17 protein-coding genes and 1 riboswitch are annotated in these 16,756 nt (G+C 44.4%); of the genes, 12 read left to right on the top strand and 5 right to left on the bottom strand.

All coding sequences use genetic code 11. The features are described 5' to 3' along the window. Positions 1 to 6: 6 nt before the first annotated feature. Together AB4161_RS06930 and AB4161_RS06925 are read left to right on the top strand one after the other, a co-directional pair. The gene (locus AB4161_RS06930) at positions 7 to 636 is read left to right on the top strand and encodes a cytochrome c oxidase assembly protein (RefSeq protein ID WP_372083068.1); all 630 of its coding nucleotides are present in this window, start codon (positions 7 to 9) and stop codon (positions 634 to 636) included. A gap of 38 nt (positions 637 to 674) precedes the next feature. Then, positions 675 to 1,559: a cytochrome c oxidase subunit 3 gene (locus tag AB4161_RS06925; protein WP_009845661.1), complete on the top strand. Its 885-nt coding sequence runs from the start codon at positions 675 to 677 to the stop codon at positions 1,557 to 1,559. A gap of 19 nt (positions 1,560 to 1,578) precedes the next feature. On the opposite strand, the gene AB4161_RS06920 is transcribed toward AB4161_RS06925, so the two are convergent. Then, a complete protein-coding gene (locus AB4161_RS06920) occupies positions 1,579 to 1,809 on the bottom strand; it encodes a DUF2909 family protein (protein WP_017064837.1) in 231 nt (76 codons plus the stop codon). On the opposite strand from AB4161_RS06920, the gene AB4161_RS06915 reads away from it, so the two are divergent. Genes AB4161_RS06915 through cyoE form a run of 4 tightly spaced genes read left to right on the top strand, consistent with a single transcriptional unit; the run spans position 1,697 to position 5,325 of the window. Continuing rightward, positions 1,697 to 2,644, top strand: coding sequence for an SURF1 family protein (locus AB4161_RS06915; RefSeq protein ID WP_372083067.1), 948 nt, complete (start codon positions 1,697 to 1,699; stop codon positions 2,642 to 2,644). The genes AB4161_RS06920 and AB4161_RS06915 overlap by 113 nt on opposite strands. Next, the gene (locus AB4161_RS06910; RefSeq protein ID WP_372083066.1) at positions 2,637 to 3,245 is read left to right on the top strand and encodes a hypothetical protein; all 609 of its coding nucleotides are present in this window, start codon (positions 2,637 to 2,639) and stop codon (positions 3,243 to 3,245) included. The genes AB4161_RS06915 and AB4161_RS06910 overlap by 8 nt, the downstream gene beginning before the upstream one ends. A gap of 60 nt (positions 3,246 to 3,305) precedes the next feature. Then, a complete protein-coding gene (locus tag AB4161_RS06905; protein ID WP_372083065.1) occupies positions 3,306 to 4,361 on the top strand; it encodes a heme A synthase in 1,056 nt (351 codons plus the stop codon). Beyond that, a complete protein-coding gene (gene cyoE, locus AB4161_RS06900; protein ID WP_372083064.1) occupies positions 4,351 to 5,325 on the top strand; it encodes a heme o synthase in 975 nt (324 codons plus the stop codon). The genes AB4161_RS06905 and cyoE overlap by 11 nt, the downstream gene beginning before the upstream one ends. A gap of 111 nt (positions 5,326 to 5,436) precedes the next feature. Here cyoE and gbpA read toward each other — a convergent pair whose 3' ends face one another. After that, a complete protein-coding gene (gbpA, locus tag AB4161_RS06895; protein WP_229648182.1) occupies positions 5,437 to 6,903 on the bottom strand; it encodes an N-acetylglucosamine-binding protein GbpA in 1,467 nt (488 codons plus the stop codon). A 72-nt stretch (positions 6,904 to 6,975) separates the two neighbouring features. Next, positions 6,976 to 7,065: riboswitch (cyclic di-GMP riboswitch) on the bottom strand. A gap of 323 nt (positions 7,066 to 7,388) precedes the next feature. On the opposite strand from gbpA, the gene AB4161_RS06890 reads away from it, so the two are divergent. From AB4161_RS06890 to aroG, 4 genes are all read left to right on the top strand, one after another. Continuing rightward, positions 7,389 to 7,742, top strand: coding sequence for a hypothetical protein (locus AB4161_RS06890; protein WP_017068634.1), 354 nt, complete (start codon positions 7,389 to 7,391; stop codon positions 7,740 to 7,742). 100 nt (positions 7,743 to 7,842) lie between these two features. Then, complete coding sequence (locus tag AB4161_RS06885; protein WP_372083063.1) at positions 7,843 to 8,514, top strand: DUF3313 domain-containing protein; 672 nt, start codon at positions 7,843 to 7,845, stop codon at positions 8,512 to 8,514. A gap of 13 nt (positions 8,515 to 8,527) precedes the next feature. Continuing rightward, a complete protein-coding gene (locus tag AB4161_RS06880) occupies positions 8,528 to 8,743 on the top strand; it encodes a DUF3820 family protein (protein WP_061017501.1) in 216 nt (71 codons plus the stop codon). 313 nt (positions 8,744 to 9,056) lie between these two features. After that, positions 9,057 to 10,109 carry a 3-deoxy-7-phosphoheptulonate synthase AroG gene (aroG, locus tag AB4161_RS06875; RefSeq protein WP_017061746.1) on the top strand — a complete coding sequence of 351 codons (1,053 nt, stop codon included), beginning with the start codon at positions 9,057 to 9,059 and terminating at the stop codon, positions 10,107 to 10,109. Between the two features lie 110 nt (positions 10,110 to 10,219). Here the strand turns inward: aroG and AB4161_RS06870 are convergent, their stop codons facing one another. The 3 genes from AB4161_RS06870 to AB4161_RS06860 form a co-directional block, all read right to left on the bottom strand. Further along, positions 10,220 to 11,644 carry a phosphomannomutase CpsG gene (locus AB4161_RS06870; protein ID WP_102332022.1) on the bottom strand — a complete coding sequence of 475 codons (1,425 nt, stop codon included), beginning with the start codon at positions 11,642 to 11,644 and terminating at the stop codon, positions 10,220 to 10,222. A 15-nt stretch (positions 11,645 to 11,659) separates the two neighbouring features. Further along, on the bottom strand, positions 11,660 to 13,195 hold the full coding sequence (locus AB4161_RS06865) for a mannose-1-phosphate guanylyltransferase/mannose-6-phosphate isomerase (RefSeq protein ID WP_372083091.1): 1,536 nt from the start codon (positions 13,193 to 13,195) through the stop codon (positions 11,660 to 11,662). Between the two features lie 86 nt (positions 13,196 to 13,281). Further along, positions 13,282 to 14,451, bottom strand: a complete 1,170-nt coding sequence (locus AB4161_RS06860) for a mechanosensitive ion channel family protein (RefSeq protein WP_017061743.1) — start codon at positions 14,449 to 14,451, stop codon at positions 13,282 to 13,284. Between the two features lie 186 nt (positions 14,452 to 14,637). Between AB4161_RS06860 and AB4161_RS06855 the strand changes: the two genes are divergently transcribed. Next, complete coding sequence (locus AB4161_RS06855) at positions 14,638 to 15,294, top strand: TrkA family potassium uptake protein (RefSeq protein ID WP_017065605.1); 657 nt, start codon at positions 14,638 to 14,640, stop codon at positions 15,292 to 15,294. Between the two features lie 19 nt (positions 15,295 to 15,313). Beyond that, a complete protein-coding gene (locus AB4161_RS06850; protein WP_372083062.1) occupies positions 15,314 to 16,681 on the top strand; it encodes a TrkH family potassium uptake protein in 1,368 nt (455 codons plus the stop codon). The last annotated feature ends 75 nt before the right edge of the window (positions 16,682 to 16,756 follow it).

Below are 16,756 nucleotides of genomic sequence, written 5' to 3'. Positions count from 1 at the left end.
AGAACCATGAGTGATAAGCAAAGCGATCCCAATCAAGATAAAAAACAACCTAAGCGCGTGTCTAATAAGCGATCGACCAAAAAGCTGACGGGCTACTTGGTGTTGAGCGTGGTTGCGATGTTTTGCTTCGGTTTCGCTTTGGTGCCGCTCTACGATGTCATGTGTGAGGCCTTAGGCATCAATGGCAAAACTAATACTGTTTCAGCGGTGCAACCTCAGGGAATGCAGCCAGACTACTCTCGTACGGTTCGAGTCGAATTCATGTCCCACATCAAGCCAGATATGCCATGGCAGTTTTCGCCTGAAGTTCGAGTGTTAGAGGTTCATCCTGGTGAGGTGGTTCAAACTAACTACATTGCCAAAAACCTTTCTGGAGCCTCATTGGTTGGCCAAGCCGTACCGTCGGTTTCTCCAGGTATGGGGGCAACCTACTTCAATAAGATGGAATGCTTTTGCTTTAATCAGCAGCCATTGGACGGGCACAAGAGCGCAGAAATGGGTTTGATATTTTACATTGAGCCAGATATTCCAGAATCGATACATACGCTGACGCTCTCTTACACATTATTCAATATCACGAATGAGGTGGGTGCTGCGGCCAATAAATCTGAGTCTAACGTACTCGCAAGTAACTAGGGATTTACAGAACCAGTATCAACAAAAGGAGTTGAGCGATGAGTTCTAAAAAGGAAGTTTATTTCGTTCCACACCAAAGCCACTGGCCATTGGTGGGTGCTGTAGCACTGTTTTTGGTCGCAGTTGGCGCTGGCTTGACGGTGCAAAACATGGGCACCGACGCCGCAGGTGGTGTGTTTGGCAAAGCGGTGTTGTTAGTCGGGTTTGCTGTGCTGCTTTACATGCTCGCAGGTTGGTTTAGCAATGTGATCACAGAATCATTGAGTGGTCTCTATTCTGAGCAGATTTCTCGTTCTTTTAGACAAGGAATGAGTTGGTTCATCTTTTCCGAAATCATGTTCTTTGGCGCTTTCTTTGGCGCGCTTTTCTATGCTCGAATGATTTCTGTGCCTTGGATTGGTGGTGCGGGCAATAATGAAATGACCCATGAAGTATTGTGGCCGATGTTCCAATCAATTTGGCCACTAACGACGACCCCTGATGGCGTAACGACACAAGCCATGCCTTGGCAAGGTATCCCGCTTAAGAACACCATTATTCTGCTGCTTTCCTCTGTGACGCTGCACATGGCACATATCAGTCTTGAACAAAATAAGCGTATGGCTTTGATCGTGTGGTTGGAGATAACCATTGTTCTGGCTGGCTTCTTCCTGTTCTTCCAAGTTGAAGAGTATCTTCACGCTTATCAAGAGATGGGGCTGACACTTCAGTCTGGCATCTACGGTAATACCTTCTTTTTACTTACTGGGTTTCATGGCTTACATGTCTGTTTAGGGACGATCTTTTTGATTGTGTTGCTGGCAAGGGTTGCGAAAGACCACTTCACTCCGAAAGACCACTTTGCGTTCCAAGCGGGCAGTTGGTATTGGCACTTTGTTGATGTGGTTTGGTTAGGCCTGTTTGTATTTGTCTATGTGCTTTAACTGCTGAGCCTATCGGGGATTAATAGGGGCGAGGGTTAGGAGTTATCACTCCTGATCCCAAAGCAAGTAATAAAAGTAGCACGACAACGGCTGACCACATGACACGACGCCCCAAGAAGTGACTGAGCCTTTTTCCATTGTGTTTGCCCGAGGCGATTTGGATTAGGCCTTTCATCAAATTGAAAGCGATAAAAAACAGCAAAGCGACCAAGACGACTTTAAATAACAGAACAAAGGTAGATGACGCCATAGTGATAACTCCAAACCGATTGATTGATGATGAACACAAGTTCCGCAGTAAAGGTTTTTGGATAGCGGTTGTTTTAACTGTGGTTTCAGTCGGCGCTTTAATCAAGTTAGGTTTGTGGCAACTCGATCGTGGTAACGAGAAATTACGTTATGAACAGCAATTAGCTGAGAGAGCACATCTCTCGTCACAACCTTTGGGTGTCGTTATTTCTGAGTTGCGAGAGCTGGATTTATCTGGTCAAGAGTCATTAAATCCTCAAACCCTAAACGGGTTAAAGGCTGATGTTGAATTAGTCAATACGAGCGGCTTGATGCTCTTGTTAGACAACCAGATAAGCCAAGGAACGGTAGGGTATGTGATTTACATGTTGGGTGAGGTTCGCTTTGAAGATGGAAACCAGTCCTTAGTGGCTGAAAAACAGTTGTTGATCGATCTTGGGTTTGTTCCGGCAAGTAATGACAGAAGAGAACTACCGCAATTAGGAAGTATCACTGTACCAACCAAAATGTCAGGGCGCTTGTATACACGCTCAATTAATCCTTTAAGTCATGAGTTGGGTTTAGAAAATACGACACCGAATAGAATCCAAAACCTAAACATAGCAGCGTTATCACAGTATACAGGACAAGAAGTGCTGCCCTTTGTCTTCCAACCTCAGAGTTTAGATTCATGGCCCTATGAAATGTTATGGCGTCCAACGGCGATGAGGTCTGAGAAGCATTTTGGTTACTCATTTCAATGGTTTGTTATGGCTGCGGTACTTTTGTTTTTGATGTTGTTGATTAGCTATCGGTACCTAAAAGCAACACCTATCACGAGGAATAAGGATGGATAAATCTCAAGCACAAGTGAACAGGGAAATTACCGAGGCAAACATGGCTGAGCTCAGAAGCCGTCGTACTAAAGGACGCTTGGTATTAATCGGACTCGTTTTAATTTTCGCTTTGCCAGCCATTATCGCCAAAACTGTGTTGGATCAGAATTGGTATACGTCAGGTGTCACTAACTCAGGCGAATTGGTAGAACCAAGAATTACACTAGCGGATTTTGGCGTAACGGTACCCATGGCAGGAGAGGGTTGGGTTGTGGGGTATATCGCACCGATGGAGTGCGAAAGCTTGTGTGAACAACAGCTTCATTATTTGAATCAAAGCTACTTAGCGTTAGGGAAAAATAAAGAGCGAGTGACCGCCGTTGTTTTCGTCTCAGAAGGTAACTCGTTGTCGGGTTCGCTCAACAAGCTTGATTTATCTTTGTTAGCTGGTGGTGATCAGTTAAGCACCGAGTTTTCGCCGGCTTCCATTGTCATTATTGACCCGCTAGGACAGTTGGTTATGGAGTACAAAAGCGTGTCGGAACCGTCGCAGTTAGTCGGGCAATCCAAAGGTATGATTCATGATTTAAGAAAGCTACTTAAGCTGTCACGAGTTGGGTAGTTGATGGCGCAAATGCTTGAGCTTAAGCAGCGAAAGGGAATAAGTATAGGGAGATAAGTGATGCAGAATAAAGCCCCTGATTTACTGATGCTTGTGATGAGATTAACTATCTTGTTAACCCTTACCGTGATTGTTCTCGGAGCTTATACACGCCTGTCTGATGCTGGCCTTGGCTGTCCTGACTGGCCGGGTTGTTACGGTAAGATCACCGTTCCGTCTGATGCCCAAGCGGTGAGTCAAGCCAATCTGCAATTTCCAGAGCGAGCTCTTGAAGCAGACAAAGCGTGGATAGAGATGATCCATCGCTACTTTGCAGGAACATTAGGGTTGCTTATCTTTGTCGTTGTAGCTTGGTGTATTAAAAAGAACATCACACCAGTTGGTCTTCCATTACTTATCTCTGCCACTGTGATTTTTCAGGCTTTGCTTGGAATGTGGACGGTGACTCTTAAGTTGATGCCCGTTGTGGTTATGGCGCATTTGATGGGGGGCTTCACGTTGCTGTCACTGTTGTGTCTGCTCTACTGCCGTTTGTCTCAATTCCAAAGCCGTTTTGGCGAGGCTTCTTATTCTCCAACACTTAAATATTGGGCGTTGTTTGGGTTACTCATTGTGGTTGGGCAGATACTGCTTGGTGGTTGGACATCGTCAAACTATGCCGCTTTGGTGTGTACCCAATTGCCTATTTGTGAAGGTAACTGGATGAGCTACCTCGATTTCAAAAATGCGTTCGATTTTGCTCAACACGGACACGATAACTATGAGTTTGGTGTGTTGGAGTATCCCGCGAGGCTTACCATACATGTCATGCACAGGTTCGGGGCTATTGTGGCGACATTAACGGTGCTGATGGTCGTGTACCAGTTATGGAAGTTTGGCCAAGTGCCTCACCAAAAGCTGAGCATGATTGTCGCAATAGTGTTGTTTACTCAAATCAGCCTTGGGATCAGTAATGTATGGTTTCACCTGCCAATCTCAGTTGCGGTTTTGCATAACCTAGTCGCAGTAATGTTGCTCATCAGCATGGTTGTAACCAATTTTGTGGTGTGGCAACGCAAACCGAGTGAGAGCTTGGTGAAGAACAGTGTATTACAAGGAGGTAATCATGGTCAGTAGAACGTCAACACAGTATGAAGTGGTGGCTCAAGACGCAGCCTTAACTCATAAGATAACAGCCAATAATGACATAACTTTAAGTAACGAAAAGGCTGAAAAAAACAAAGCCACTTGGAAAGTTTATTTAACGCTGACTAAGCCTAAAGTGGTGGCTTTGATGTTGCTGACAACATTGGTTGGGATGTGTTTGGCCGTGCCGAATGGATTGCCTTTGCAACAAACTTTGTTCGGAATGATTGGGATAGGGTTAATGGCAGGTTCAGCGGCTGCGTTTAACCATTTGATCGATAAAAAGATCGACGGCCAGATGACTCGAACAAATCGACGCCCTTTACCATCCGGTGAGCTGAGTAGTGTGCGTGTGTTTAGCTTTGCAGCAGGTATCGGCTTATTTGGGTTCGCTACGTTAGTGGTGTGGGTCAATCAACTCACGGCTTGGCTAACCTTTGCAAGTTTATTGGGCTATGCGGTCATCTATACCATGTACTTGAAGCGAGCAACGCCGCAAAATATTGTGATAGCAGGGATCGCTGGTGCAATGCCTCCGCTACTGGGCTGGACGGCGGTTACCAATGAACTGCATTCAAATGCTTGGTTGTTGGTGATGATCATCTTTATTTGGACACCTCCTCATTTCTGGGCGTTGGCAATTCATCGTCGTGATGAGTATGCCAAAGTGAACATCCCCATGTTACCTGTGACTCACGGAATCGAATACACCAAGACGTCTATTCTTCTGTATACCTTTTTGCTTAGCATCGTGTGTATATTGCCTGTATTGGTTGGCATGAGCAGCTGGATATATCTGAGCGCTTCATTGGTGCTCAACGGCGGGTTTGTTTATCACGCTTGGGTACTGAAATATCGTGATGAACCCAATATGGCCATGAAGACCTTTAAGTTCTCCATCTATCATCTCATGATCTTGTTTGTCGCTCTGTTGGCGGACCACTATCTACTTTGATAACTGATGCTTCAGCTGTTACAGAATAAGAAAACGGATGCTTTGGGCATCCGTTTTTGTTTGGTTGATGACTAAAACTCACCCAATACAAAGTAAGTATCTAGCGAGTACTTAGTCCACTTTGTTCCAAGCACTTTGCCAGTGTGAACCGACACCTGGTTCGTACTGAGTTGCTGTTGGAGCCCATTGAACACAGTAGCCAGAGTATGGGAACTCTTTACACTGATAAACACCACCATCGCTGCTCAGAACCTTTGTTCCTGCAGTGTAAGATTCAATGCTTTCTGGGAACACAAAGTCGTAATCGCCCGCTGGTGGCGGCGTTTGCTCGTCCATTAGATGAAAATCAAGCGTGTTCTGATCCACTAAGTTACCTTGGTCATCTTTCGTCACAACCACAAGCATGTGGTGGCCAGCTTCAGACTTAGAAAGAGTCAGTTGAACATCTTCAACTTGTCCGTCTGTTAGATCCGATTTCTGAGATGCAAGTGCTTCACGGTGATGGTTGTACACGGTAAGCTCAGCTTGGATATCGCCTGTTGCCGCTAACGTAAGATCAAGCTGAGTAGGTTGGCTCTCATCGATAATGTACTCTGATTCTAAGCCCGAGACTTCAAGATCATGCTCGGGTTCTGGAGTATCAATCTTGTAGCCGATTTCGACACTGTTAAAGCCAGAGCCTGCTTTTAGATAAACAGGATTCGTGCCGTAAACGGGTGCGAAATCGCCTTGGTCATTCAATTGACCTGCTTTGATTTGCGTCTGCTCTTGGTTGATCTTAGAAGCAAGCGCGTAAGACCAGTTATTGGCTTTGCCTTGTTCAGAAGTTTCAATCACAAGCTCAGTGCTGTATGAAGCGTTCTCACCAGACTGGTCGAATACACGCGTATAAACAGCGTCACCAACATTCAGGTCTTGTGTCGGGTTGATTTGACCACCTTGATCCCAATCAGGAATGATAGGGCCGTCACCATCAAATTTCACGTCGATAACGTTGTAGAAAGCCGCTGCAGTGTCACCTACATCCCATACGGCAAGGATCACTTGATAACCTTCACGCTCTGGCACATTACACAAGTGACTGACTTGCATCGGTGGCTGTTCCATATTGCCTTCAACAACACAGAATGGCGTTAAGTCAAAAGAGCTGCGAGCCAACGGCTGGTTTGGATTCCAGTCGGGTTGAGTAATGTAATATTTCCAATCGCGAGTCTTGTGGTTAGCTGTGAATGTCCACTCGAAGTATTGAGAACCAGACTTGATAGGGCGTTTAACCCAGCGGTCTGCCTTTTGTTCGTCTAGTGCTGCTGCTAAAGAAGATTGCGCACTGGCGATTTTCCCATCAGCAGGGCCAACTTCTGGGAAGCCTTCAGGGCCTTCTACACTTTGTGGTTCGTATTGGATACCCCCACAGTTGGTGTTTTTCTCTTGCGTATCGCTCGCAGGGAACTTACATAGGGCAACACGGCTCTCAGCTACGCCATTGTTGTATGCCGAGACATAACCGTGACCGAAGCTTGCACCGCTTACGCTAAGAAGCGATAGCGCGATGAGTGATTTTTTTTGGAGTTGTTTCATTATTTGTCCTTACTGTATTTGGCCGACAAAAAAGAGAACACCCCGGCATGCATTTACACTTAAATTCTATTAAGTGGCGGCCCCGCTATCATAGACAGAATATTTGTCGACAGACCGGCGGCTTTGCGTCCTATTCTTTCAAATAGTTTGCCAGAAGTGCGTTTGAGCAATCGAAATGTAGCCAACCAGTTTTATAAATGCGAATCAATCGATTGAAATGTGGAATGCCAATCTCGAACTTTTAATTCTTGATACAAATTAACTTGCTATATGTTTAGTTCGTTAACATATAAATTATTGATATAAATAAAGAAAGTATTTGATCTAATCGTTTTAGTGAATGACTTTGGGTTGTTTCGCTTCGCTCTGTACAACAATTGTGCACATATCAAAACCAAACCTTTGGTTTCCACTAACCGAACCCTGACACGCCATGTATGAAAAACCGGACAATTGATTGGTATGAATTATATAAAGGAGCCGGTATGGAATTCACAGAACTAGACAGAGACGCGTTGTATCAAACGTGGATGTCACAAAAATCGAGAATGCGAATTACGCAGATGGAGTTTTCAAAAAAGCTAGGCATGAACCAGCTTGATTTCTCAAGAGTGCTAAGAGGGGAGACGCCATTAACCATGTCTTTCATTAGTCATTTTTGTCGTTTACTTCATTTGGAACCAAGGAATGTATTCCCCTCGCTAAAAGAGGTCAATGAATCGGGGCCTAAAGTGGTCTACCTGAAAAGTAGAATGAGTGTTGATGGTGAGATCCAAAATGCTTATATTGAAGGAAATCAGGTAATTGTAGAGTACGCACACACTGTTCAACATGATTAATTTTAGAGTTAGCTCTGATTTTTAACCCCCTTTTTCTACAACCTTTTCACATAGGGTATGTCATACTTAATTAGATTCCTTAATTTTGACTAAGTGCGTTATGAACCCTTTAAAAGTCCTTTTGCTTGTTGCAACCAGCATTTTCTTGCTTGGTTGTGCAGGCGGCCCAATTAGAACCGCTACTAAATTTACCAGCTACGAAGATTTTCAGGCTGGGCCTGACGGAGGCGTCGACTTGGTTTGGGCAAGGGTTGGGCTACGTGACGCGCAGCGTTTGAAATCCAAGTTAGATGACTACGATTCTGTAGTGATCGACCAAATTTTTGTTTTAGCAGAAGAAGGTTCGTTGGATCAGGAAGAGATTCAGGAACTCACTGAGCACATGGTTGCGTGCTTGGAAGATAAAATATCGCCTCATAAAACGATTGTCGATGAACCGACAGGAAAAACGCTCCGCTTGAGTATCGCTCTGAGTAACGTTGAAACGCCCAATCCGCTCTTAGCTGTAACGAGCAGCGTTCTGCCGTTTGGCCTTGCGATGTCAACCATATCTAAGGTCACGACTGGTGAGCACACCAATGTTGGGAGTGCGAGTGTAGAGTTATTGGTCAGTGATGCTCAAGAGGGCACACCACTGTTTGCAGCCATCGACCGTGAAGCGGGTAACAAAGATTTTTCAACCATGATTGATTCGCTGGATGATGCCAAAGACGCGATCAACTATTGGGTTGAACGTTTAGGTGATACTCTACACAACATAGATGACGCATAGTAAAGACCGAATAATGCTAGAGAAAGAGAACCTGATTAAGTTGGCTCGAATGCAGATGCCATTTGGAAAGTACGCGGGTCGTACACTGATTGACTTACCTGAAGAATATTTGCTGTGGTTTGATAAAAAGGGATTCCCGTCTGGTGAACTCGGCGATTTATTGAAACTGTGCCTTGCTCTGAAAATTGAAGGGCTTGATAGTGTCGTCAAGCCATTGAAAATAATGTAATTAAATAAAAGCTCACGCTGATCACGTGAGCTTTTTTGTTTTTGAGTTCGACACAATTTTACATGCATGATGTAGCTTGAAGAATGGCTCTTCTTACCTTGCTATAAAATACGCAATCGATAGCGTGTAAATAATGGTATACAGGGTGTTTTAAATATAAAACACAAAAAAAATTGCGTTTATTTTTAATTAGTGATTGAAACTAGAGTTTTTACTAGTTAAGTTACAGGGAACAAGAAGATTAGTGCTGATAGAAAGTGACGTGAGACAACGTACATTCAGCTCAAGGATAGAAAAAAGGAAGAAGTAAGCAATGTTCCAGACTGATGATGTAAGAATTAACAAAGTAAAAGAGTTATTACCCCCTGTTGCTGTTTTAGAAAAGTTTCCAGCGACAGAAGTTGCTTCTTCTACAACCTTTGAAAGCCGCAAAGCGATCCACAATATTTTAGAAGAGAGCGATGATCGCTTGCTTGTTATTGTCGGCCCATGTTCTATTCATGACACAGAAGCTGCTCTTGAGTACGGTAAACGTTTGAAAGTGTTGCGCGACGAACTTGGTGATAACCTTGAAATCGTAATGCGTGTTTACTTTGAAAAACCACGTACAACTGTTGGTTGGAAAGGCCTAATAAATGACCCGTACATGAACGATACGTTCAAGCTAAATGATGGCCTTCGTCTAGGACGTAAGCTGCTGCTGGACCTAACTGACATGGGCATGCCAACGGCAAGCGAATTCCTAGACATGATCACGCCTCAATACGTTGCTGACCTAATCAGCTGGGGTGCAATCGGCGCACGTACTACAGAATCTCAAGTTCACCGCGAACTGGCTTCTGGCCTATCTTGCCCAGTTGGATTTAAGAATGGTACTGATGGCAACATCAAGATTGCAACAGATGCTATTCGTTCTGCTAGCGCTTCTCACCACTTCTTATCAGTAACTAAGTACGGTCACTCAGCTATCGTTGAAACAGCAGGTAACCCTGATTGTCATATCATCCTACGTGGTGGCAAAGAGCCAAATTACAGCGCAGAACACGTTGGTAAGATTAAAGAAGAGCTAGCAGCTTCTGGTCTTCCACAAAAAGTGATGATCGATTTCAGCCACGCAAACAGCTCTAAGCAGTTTAAGCGTCAAATGAACGTATCTGATGACGTAAGCGCACAAATTTCTGGTGGCGACAAAGCTATCTTTGGTGTGATGATTGAATCTCATCTTGTTGAAGGTCGCCAAGACCTGGTTGAGGGCAAAGCTGCAACGTACGGCCAATCTGTTACTGATGCGTGTATTGGTTGGGAAGACACTGAAACAGTACTTCGCCAGCTGGCAGACGCTGTTGAAGCTCGTCGTAACAAATAGACTAATTACAGTCAGCGATTAAGCTACTTAAAATTCAAAGCCCTTAGTTAGCAACAGCTAATAAGGGCTTTTTAGTGGATCTTAGTTGAAAACTGGAAGTGTCTGTATTCTTAAATGAGAAAAGACAGTAACTCGTCGACTTTAAGTGACAGTAAAGCTTTATCTTGTTTGGTTTCAACGTTAAGGCGTATTAATGGCTCGGTATTGGACTTTCTTAAGTTGAAGCGCCATGAGCCCATATTCATGCTGATTCCGTCTGTGTGATCGATCTCAACGGCATGATCTTGGTAGTGCGATAACACGCAAGCCATGACCTGCTCTGGGTCTGAGACTCTTCGATTGATCTCCCCGGAAGAGGGGAATCTATCTATACTAGTACTCGTTAATTGGTGAAGAGATTGTTGAGTTTTCGACATCAGCTCGATAACCAATAGCCAAGGAATCATGCCTGAATCGCAATATCCAAAATCACGAAAATAATGGTGTGCGCTCATTTCGCCCCCATAGACGGCATTCGTTTCACGCATCTTCTCTTTGATCAGTGCGTGTCCTGCTTTAATTCCAATCGCTTTTCCACCATGCGTTTTTGCGATTTCAATTGTGTTCCAGGTCATGCGCATATCGTGCAATACAGTCGTGTTAGGCTGTTTGACCAAGAATGCTTCAGCAAGCAACCCTACAATGTAATAACCCTCGATGTAATTGCCTTGCTCATCAAAGAAAAAGCAGCGGTCGAAGTCTCCATCCCAAGCAATTCCAAGGTTGGCAGAATGCTCTAAAACGGCATCTCGAGTGGCTGCTTGGTTCTCTCTAATCAAAGGGTTTGGAATACCATTTGGGAAGTTTCCATCAGGGTTATGATGAACTTTGATGAAGGTGATAGGGACACCGAGTTCGTTAAATTTATTATCTAAAGCATCAATGATATGTCCTGCAACACCGTTCCCAGCATTAACCACAATCTTCATTGGTGACAGCTTTGATGGGGTTATGTACGAGAGTAGGTGCTCGACGTACGGAGCAAGAATACTGTTCGATCTACTAGAGTTACTTGGTTGTGCATGAACGAACGGTAAATTGCAGTTCAGCTCTTGATTAAGTTCTTCAATGCGTCGTTTGATTTCATCTAAACCACTGTTTTTACTGATAGGGCTAGCGTCTACACCGACCATTTTCATGCCGTTGTAATTGATTGGGTTGTGGCTGGCTGTGATTTGTATTCCGCCAATCGCTTTTAGGTAACGAGTCGCAAAGTAGACCTCTTCAGTGCCAGTCATACCTAGATCAATGACGGTAATCCCTGACTCGATTAAGCCTTTGGTCATGGCTTCTTGTAATGACAGGGAGGTTTTGCGGTTATCACGACCAATCACTACCTGCGCCAAACCATCGAGTGAGGTTTCAGGCTTAGCGGATAGGACGTATTCGCCAAATGCCTTACCGAGCAGGTAGGCGAGTGGCTCATTGATTTGTTTACCAATGACGCCGCGGATATCGTTGTTCTTAAAGCAGTTTAGGTCTAATGTTGGTTTCATCGATTTGTCGCTGCTTTATTTCGTTTGGTTGTGCTTTGATGAGTGGACTTGTTGCTTGCGCACGTCTCGCCCATAACTGTCTTGATATCGAATGATGTCGCCTTCACTTAAATGACTGCCTGTTTGTACTTCAATCATCTCGAGTGGGAGATCCCCTGGGTTCTCTAGGCTGTGAATATGACCTAAAGGGATGTAAGTGGATTGATCTTCTTCAACCAGATAGGTTTTCTCATTGTTGGTCACTTTCGCAGTACCCGCCACGACTACCCAATGTTCCGCTCTATGGTGGTGCATTTGTAACGACAACTTGTGACCGGGTTTAACGGTGATACGTTTAACTTTGTCGCGCTTGCCTAGGTCGATAACATCGTATTTACCCCAAGGTCTAAACACCTCACGATGATGCACATGTTCTGTGCGACCCGCTTGATTTAGTTGACTGACAATCGATTTAACACCCTGAACCTTGTCTTTATTTGCAACCAATATAGCGTCTTTGGTTTCGACAATAATCAGGTTGTCGACACCTACCGTCGCAACCAGCTTATTTTCAGCATGGATGTAGTTGTGTTGAGAGTCGACGGTTAACACATCACCTTCAATGACGTTATTGTGCTGATCTTTTTCGCTTACATCCCAGATCGCGGACCATGAGCCAATATCGTTCCAGCCGACATCCATCGGGATCACCGCGGCGTGCGAGGTCTTTTCCATCACGGCGTAATCGATTGAATCACTTGGACTGCTTTTGAATGCTTCAGCGTCTATACGGATAAAGTCGAGGTCGGTATTTTGCGTTGCAAGAGCGAGTTTACAAGCCGCTACTATCTCAGGGTGGTGTTCGGCGAGTTCTTTAACATAGCGTGATGCCTTAAACATGAACATGCCACTGTTCCATAAGTATTGTTCTGAGTGGATGTACTCTTCTGCTGTTGCTGTGTCTGGCTTTTCTACAAAGCATTCTATGGCGAAGGCGTGATTGATTGGCTGCTCTGTTCCATTAGTATCAGTTTGAGCACTGGAGGAAAGAGGCTCTCCTTGCTTGATATAGCCATAGCCAGTCTCTGGGGAGCTAGGTGTTATACCGAATGTCACCAGCTTGCCTTGTTTTGCATAATCAACACCACGACTAATCGCTTGTTGGAATTCAGAGGTTTTCGCGATGTGATGATCAGCAGCCAGCACTAACAAGATAGGGTCGGATGCGCTTTGTTCATTAAGCGGTGGTTTACTTAAAGCCTTTAGGGCGGCAAGCGCAATGGCTGGGGCTGTATTTCTACCGACTGGCTCTAGCAGAATACCACTATGTTGAATGTTAGCTGATCGAGCTTGTTCAGCGGCAATAAAGCGATGCTCTTCATTACAGATAATGAATGGGGCATCGCATTTACTATCCATCAAGTGCTCTTCAAGGCCTTGCAGGCGTTGAAGTGTGTGCTGAAGCATTGACTGGTCGCCGGCAATATTGAGAAATTGCTTAGGGTAAAGCTCGCGAGACAGTGGCCAGAGACGACTTCCGGAGCCGCCGGCTAGAATGACAGGTAAAATCATAGCGTGGTAATTAGGTGCATTAGAATACTGCAATCATATTACCACGCTTCACGCTTATTACTTATCGATAACCAAGAAGGATATGACTATCGATGACCTTCCGTAGGGGAGTTCAACATGTCTTTGGGATCGCTAATATTCTGATTATCACCTAGGCTTTGAACGCTGTTATGATCTTGAACATTAGAAAAGTCTTGAGGGTCAATCTTGAGTGTCTGTGTTGGGAACGCGATGTCTGCATTGTGTTTATGAATAATCGCCAGAACCTGTAACAGAACGTCTTGCTTCACTTTGTGGTACCTGATCCAGTTGACTGTTTTTGTGAAGGTATAGATAAAGAAGTTGAGCGTTGATGGCCCAAATTTGTCAAAGTTAACGATCAACGTCTGTTTGGCATCAATATCTGGGTGGGTCTCGAGCATGGTTCTTACATCATCAACAATGAGCGCCAATTTGTCTGCATCTTGATAACGAAGACCAAAGGTTTCATTGATTCTACGATTCAACATTCTCGATGGATTCTCTACCACAATACTACTGAACACCGAATTTGGCACGTACAAAGGACGCTTATCAAAAGTGCGGATGATCGTCATGCGCCAACCAATGCGTTCGACAGTGCCTTCGATTTGACGATCGGGAGAACGTATCCAATCACCGACTTTAAAAGGGCGGTCGAAGTAAATCATCATGCCACCGAAGAAATTCGACAGTAAGTCCTTAGCCGCTAAACCGACGATCAAGCCACCAACACCACCAAAGGTGAGTAAGCCGGAAAGACTGAGCCCAAATGCCTGCATAATGGTTAGGCCGCCCATCACCATAAAGAACAAGCGAGCGACTTTCGCTATCGCTTGTACAGTGGTTTCGTCTCTGGTTTTTTGCTCTAAGACATAGGCTTCAGTGTTAGTGATCATTCGTAAGGTAAACCAAACGAATGTACAGATAATCAATATGTGTTTAAGCGTTTTTAACCAATTGATTTCATTGCCAAACTGGTCTTGAAGTATTAGCCCGATAGAGACTGTAGCAGGCCAACACCAAAGTAATGTGCTGACAGGGGTTTTTAGTGCTTCTAACAGTAGATCGTCCCAGTGGAATGGGGTTTTCTGAACCAGAATTTCTAAGCGATTATGGATAATTCGCCAAGCTACCCAAGCGAGAAAACTCGCAATAGTGATGAATAGGACGCTGTTTGCCCAATCACTATGGCTCTGGTTGATGTAGGTTTGTACTTGGGTTATGAATTCATTCATTGTGTGTGCTGCCGCAGAAATTATGAATTGGAAATTAGCAGAAACTCGAGTTGTTCTCTACCTTTATAAATCAAGCGATTATGACAATAGTATAACCTTATTCTTGCAGAACTAACTTTTTTTGAGATAGAAACTAATGTAGGTTTGGCTATCCCGTGTAATTAAAATTTCTAAACAGGATTTCAAATGAGCGACAAACAATATGCAGTTATCGGTTTAGGGCGATTTGGTCTGTCTGTTTGCAAAGAGCTACAAAGTTCAGGGGCACAGGTACTGGCCGTCGATATTGATGAAGAGCGAGTGAAAGAAGCGGCGGCTTTTGTTTCACAAGCGATTGTTGCGAACTGTACAAGCGAGGAGACAGTTAAAGAGTTAAGACTCGACGATTACGACATGGTGATGGTGTCGATTGGCTCTGATGTTAATTCCAGTATTCTGACTACTCTGGTGGTAAAAGAGTCAGGCGCAAAAGCTGTTTGGGTAAAGGCGAACGATAAGTTTCACGGCAAGATTCTCTCTAAGATTGGTGCTGACCATATCATCATGCCTGAACGAGATATGGGCATTCGTGTTGCGCGTAAAATGTTGGATAGACGCGTTCTTGAGTTTATCGATCTTGGCAGCGGTTTAGCGATGACGGAGATTGTTATTGGTTCTAATTTGTTGGGTAAGAAACTTGGCGACCTTAAGCTGTGTAAAGAAAATGGTGTTGAAGTACTTGGCTTCAAGCGAGGACCGAACCTAACTAAAGCTCCAGAACTGGATGTGAGTTTAGAAATTGGGGATGTGGTGATCATCGCTGGGCCGAAAGAGACCTTATCTAGAAAGCTACGCAATTGGTAATTGGCAATAAGGTAACAGTATGAATTCGTTAAAACGAAAAGGTACTTTCTACACGCTTAAGAGTGATAAAAAGCCACGTAAAGGCTCTGAACCTAAGATTATCCTTACGAGCTTCTTAGGCGTACTTATCCCCTCTGCAATATTGTTGACGATGCCTGTATTCTCTGTGACAGGCCTAAGTTTTACGGATGCACTGTTTACAGCAACCTCGGCGATCAGTGTGACAGGATTAGGTGTTGTCGATACCGGTGAGCATTTCACCTTGGCGGGTAAAATCTTACTGATGTTCTTGATGCAAGTCGGCGGGTTAGGGCAGATGACTCTATCTGCGGTACTGCTTTACATGTTCGGTGTTAGGTTAAGCCTTAAACAACAAGCACTCGCGAAAGAAGCGCTTGGCCAAGATCGTAAGATTAACCTTCGTAAATTGGTTAAGAAGATCATCATCTTTGCATTAGTGGCTGAATTTATCGGTTTTGTATTGCTCTGCTTCCGCTGGGTACCTGAGATGGGATGGTCAACGGGCAGTTTTTATGCTCTATTTCATGCGATATCTGCATTCAATAACGCAGGTTTTGCACTGTTTTCAGACAGTATGATGAGTTTTGTTGATGATCCGCTGGTGATCTTCACCTTAGCTGGCTTGTTTATTTTCGGTGGGCTAGGCTTCACAGTCGTCGGCGACCTATCGAGTAACTGGCGTAAAGGTTTTCGACATCTTCATTTACACACCAAGATTATGCTAACCGCCACTCTGACTCTATTGTTGGTAGGTACGGTATTGTTCTGGCTGCTAGAAAGAAATAACTCAGCAACCATGGAAGGGTTATCGACTCAAGGACAGTGGCTAGCCGCATTTTTTCAGTCGGCAAGTGCTCGTACTGCTGGCTTTAATAGTGTGGATTTGTCTCAGTACACACAGCCTGCGTTGCTGGTAATGATTGTACTGATGTTGATTGGTGCTGGTTCTACCTCAACAGGTGGTGGTATTAAGGTTTCGACCTTTGCAGTAGCCTTTGTCGCAACGTGGACCTTCCTCCGTCAGAAAAAGCACGTGGTGATGTTTAAGCGCACTGTGACTTGGCAAGCGGTAACAAAGTCATTGGCCATTATTGTGGTAAGTGGGGCGTTATTAACCACCGCGATGTTTTTGTTAATGCTTACTGAAAAGGCAGCGTTTGATCGAGTCATGTTTGAGGTGATTTCTGCCTTTGCAACGGTTGGTTTAACAGCTGGCTTAACCGCAAACCTGACTGAGCCAGGTAAATACATCATGATTGTGGTTATGGTGATTGGACGTATCGGCCCCCTGACCTTGGCTTATATGCTAGCTCGCCCAGAACCTTCCTTGTTGAAATACCCTGAAGACACGGTGTTAACGGGTTAATTAGGTCCATGGGCTGATAAATAAAGCTCTGTAAATAAAAACAAAGCCAGCGATATTGAACTGACCCCCAATAGT

Origin of the sequence: Vibrio sp. 10N.286.51.E5 (assembly GCF_041469125.1) — a bacterium.
In the GTDB taxonomy this organism is placed as follows: domain Bacteria; phylum Pseudomonadota; class Gammaproteobacteria; order Enterobacterales; family Vibrionaceae; genus Vibrio; species Vibrio crassostreae_C.
Note: the sequence above shows the minus strand (reverse complement) of the source record. Positions and strands in the feature narration are given on the sequence as shown.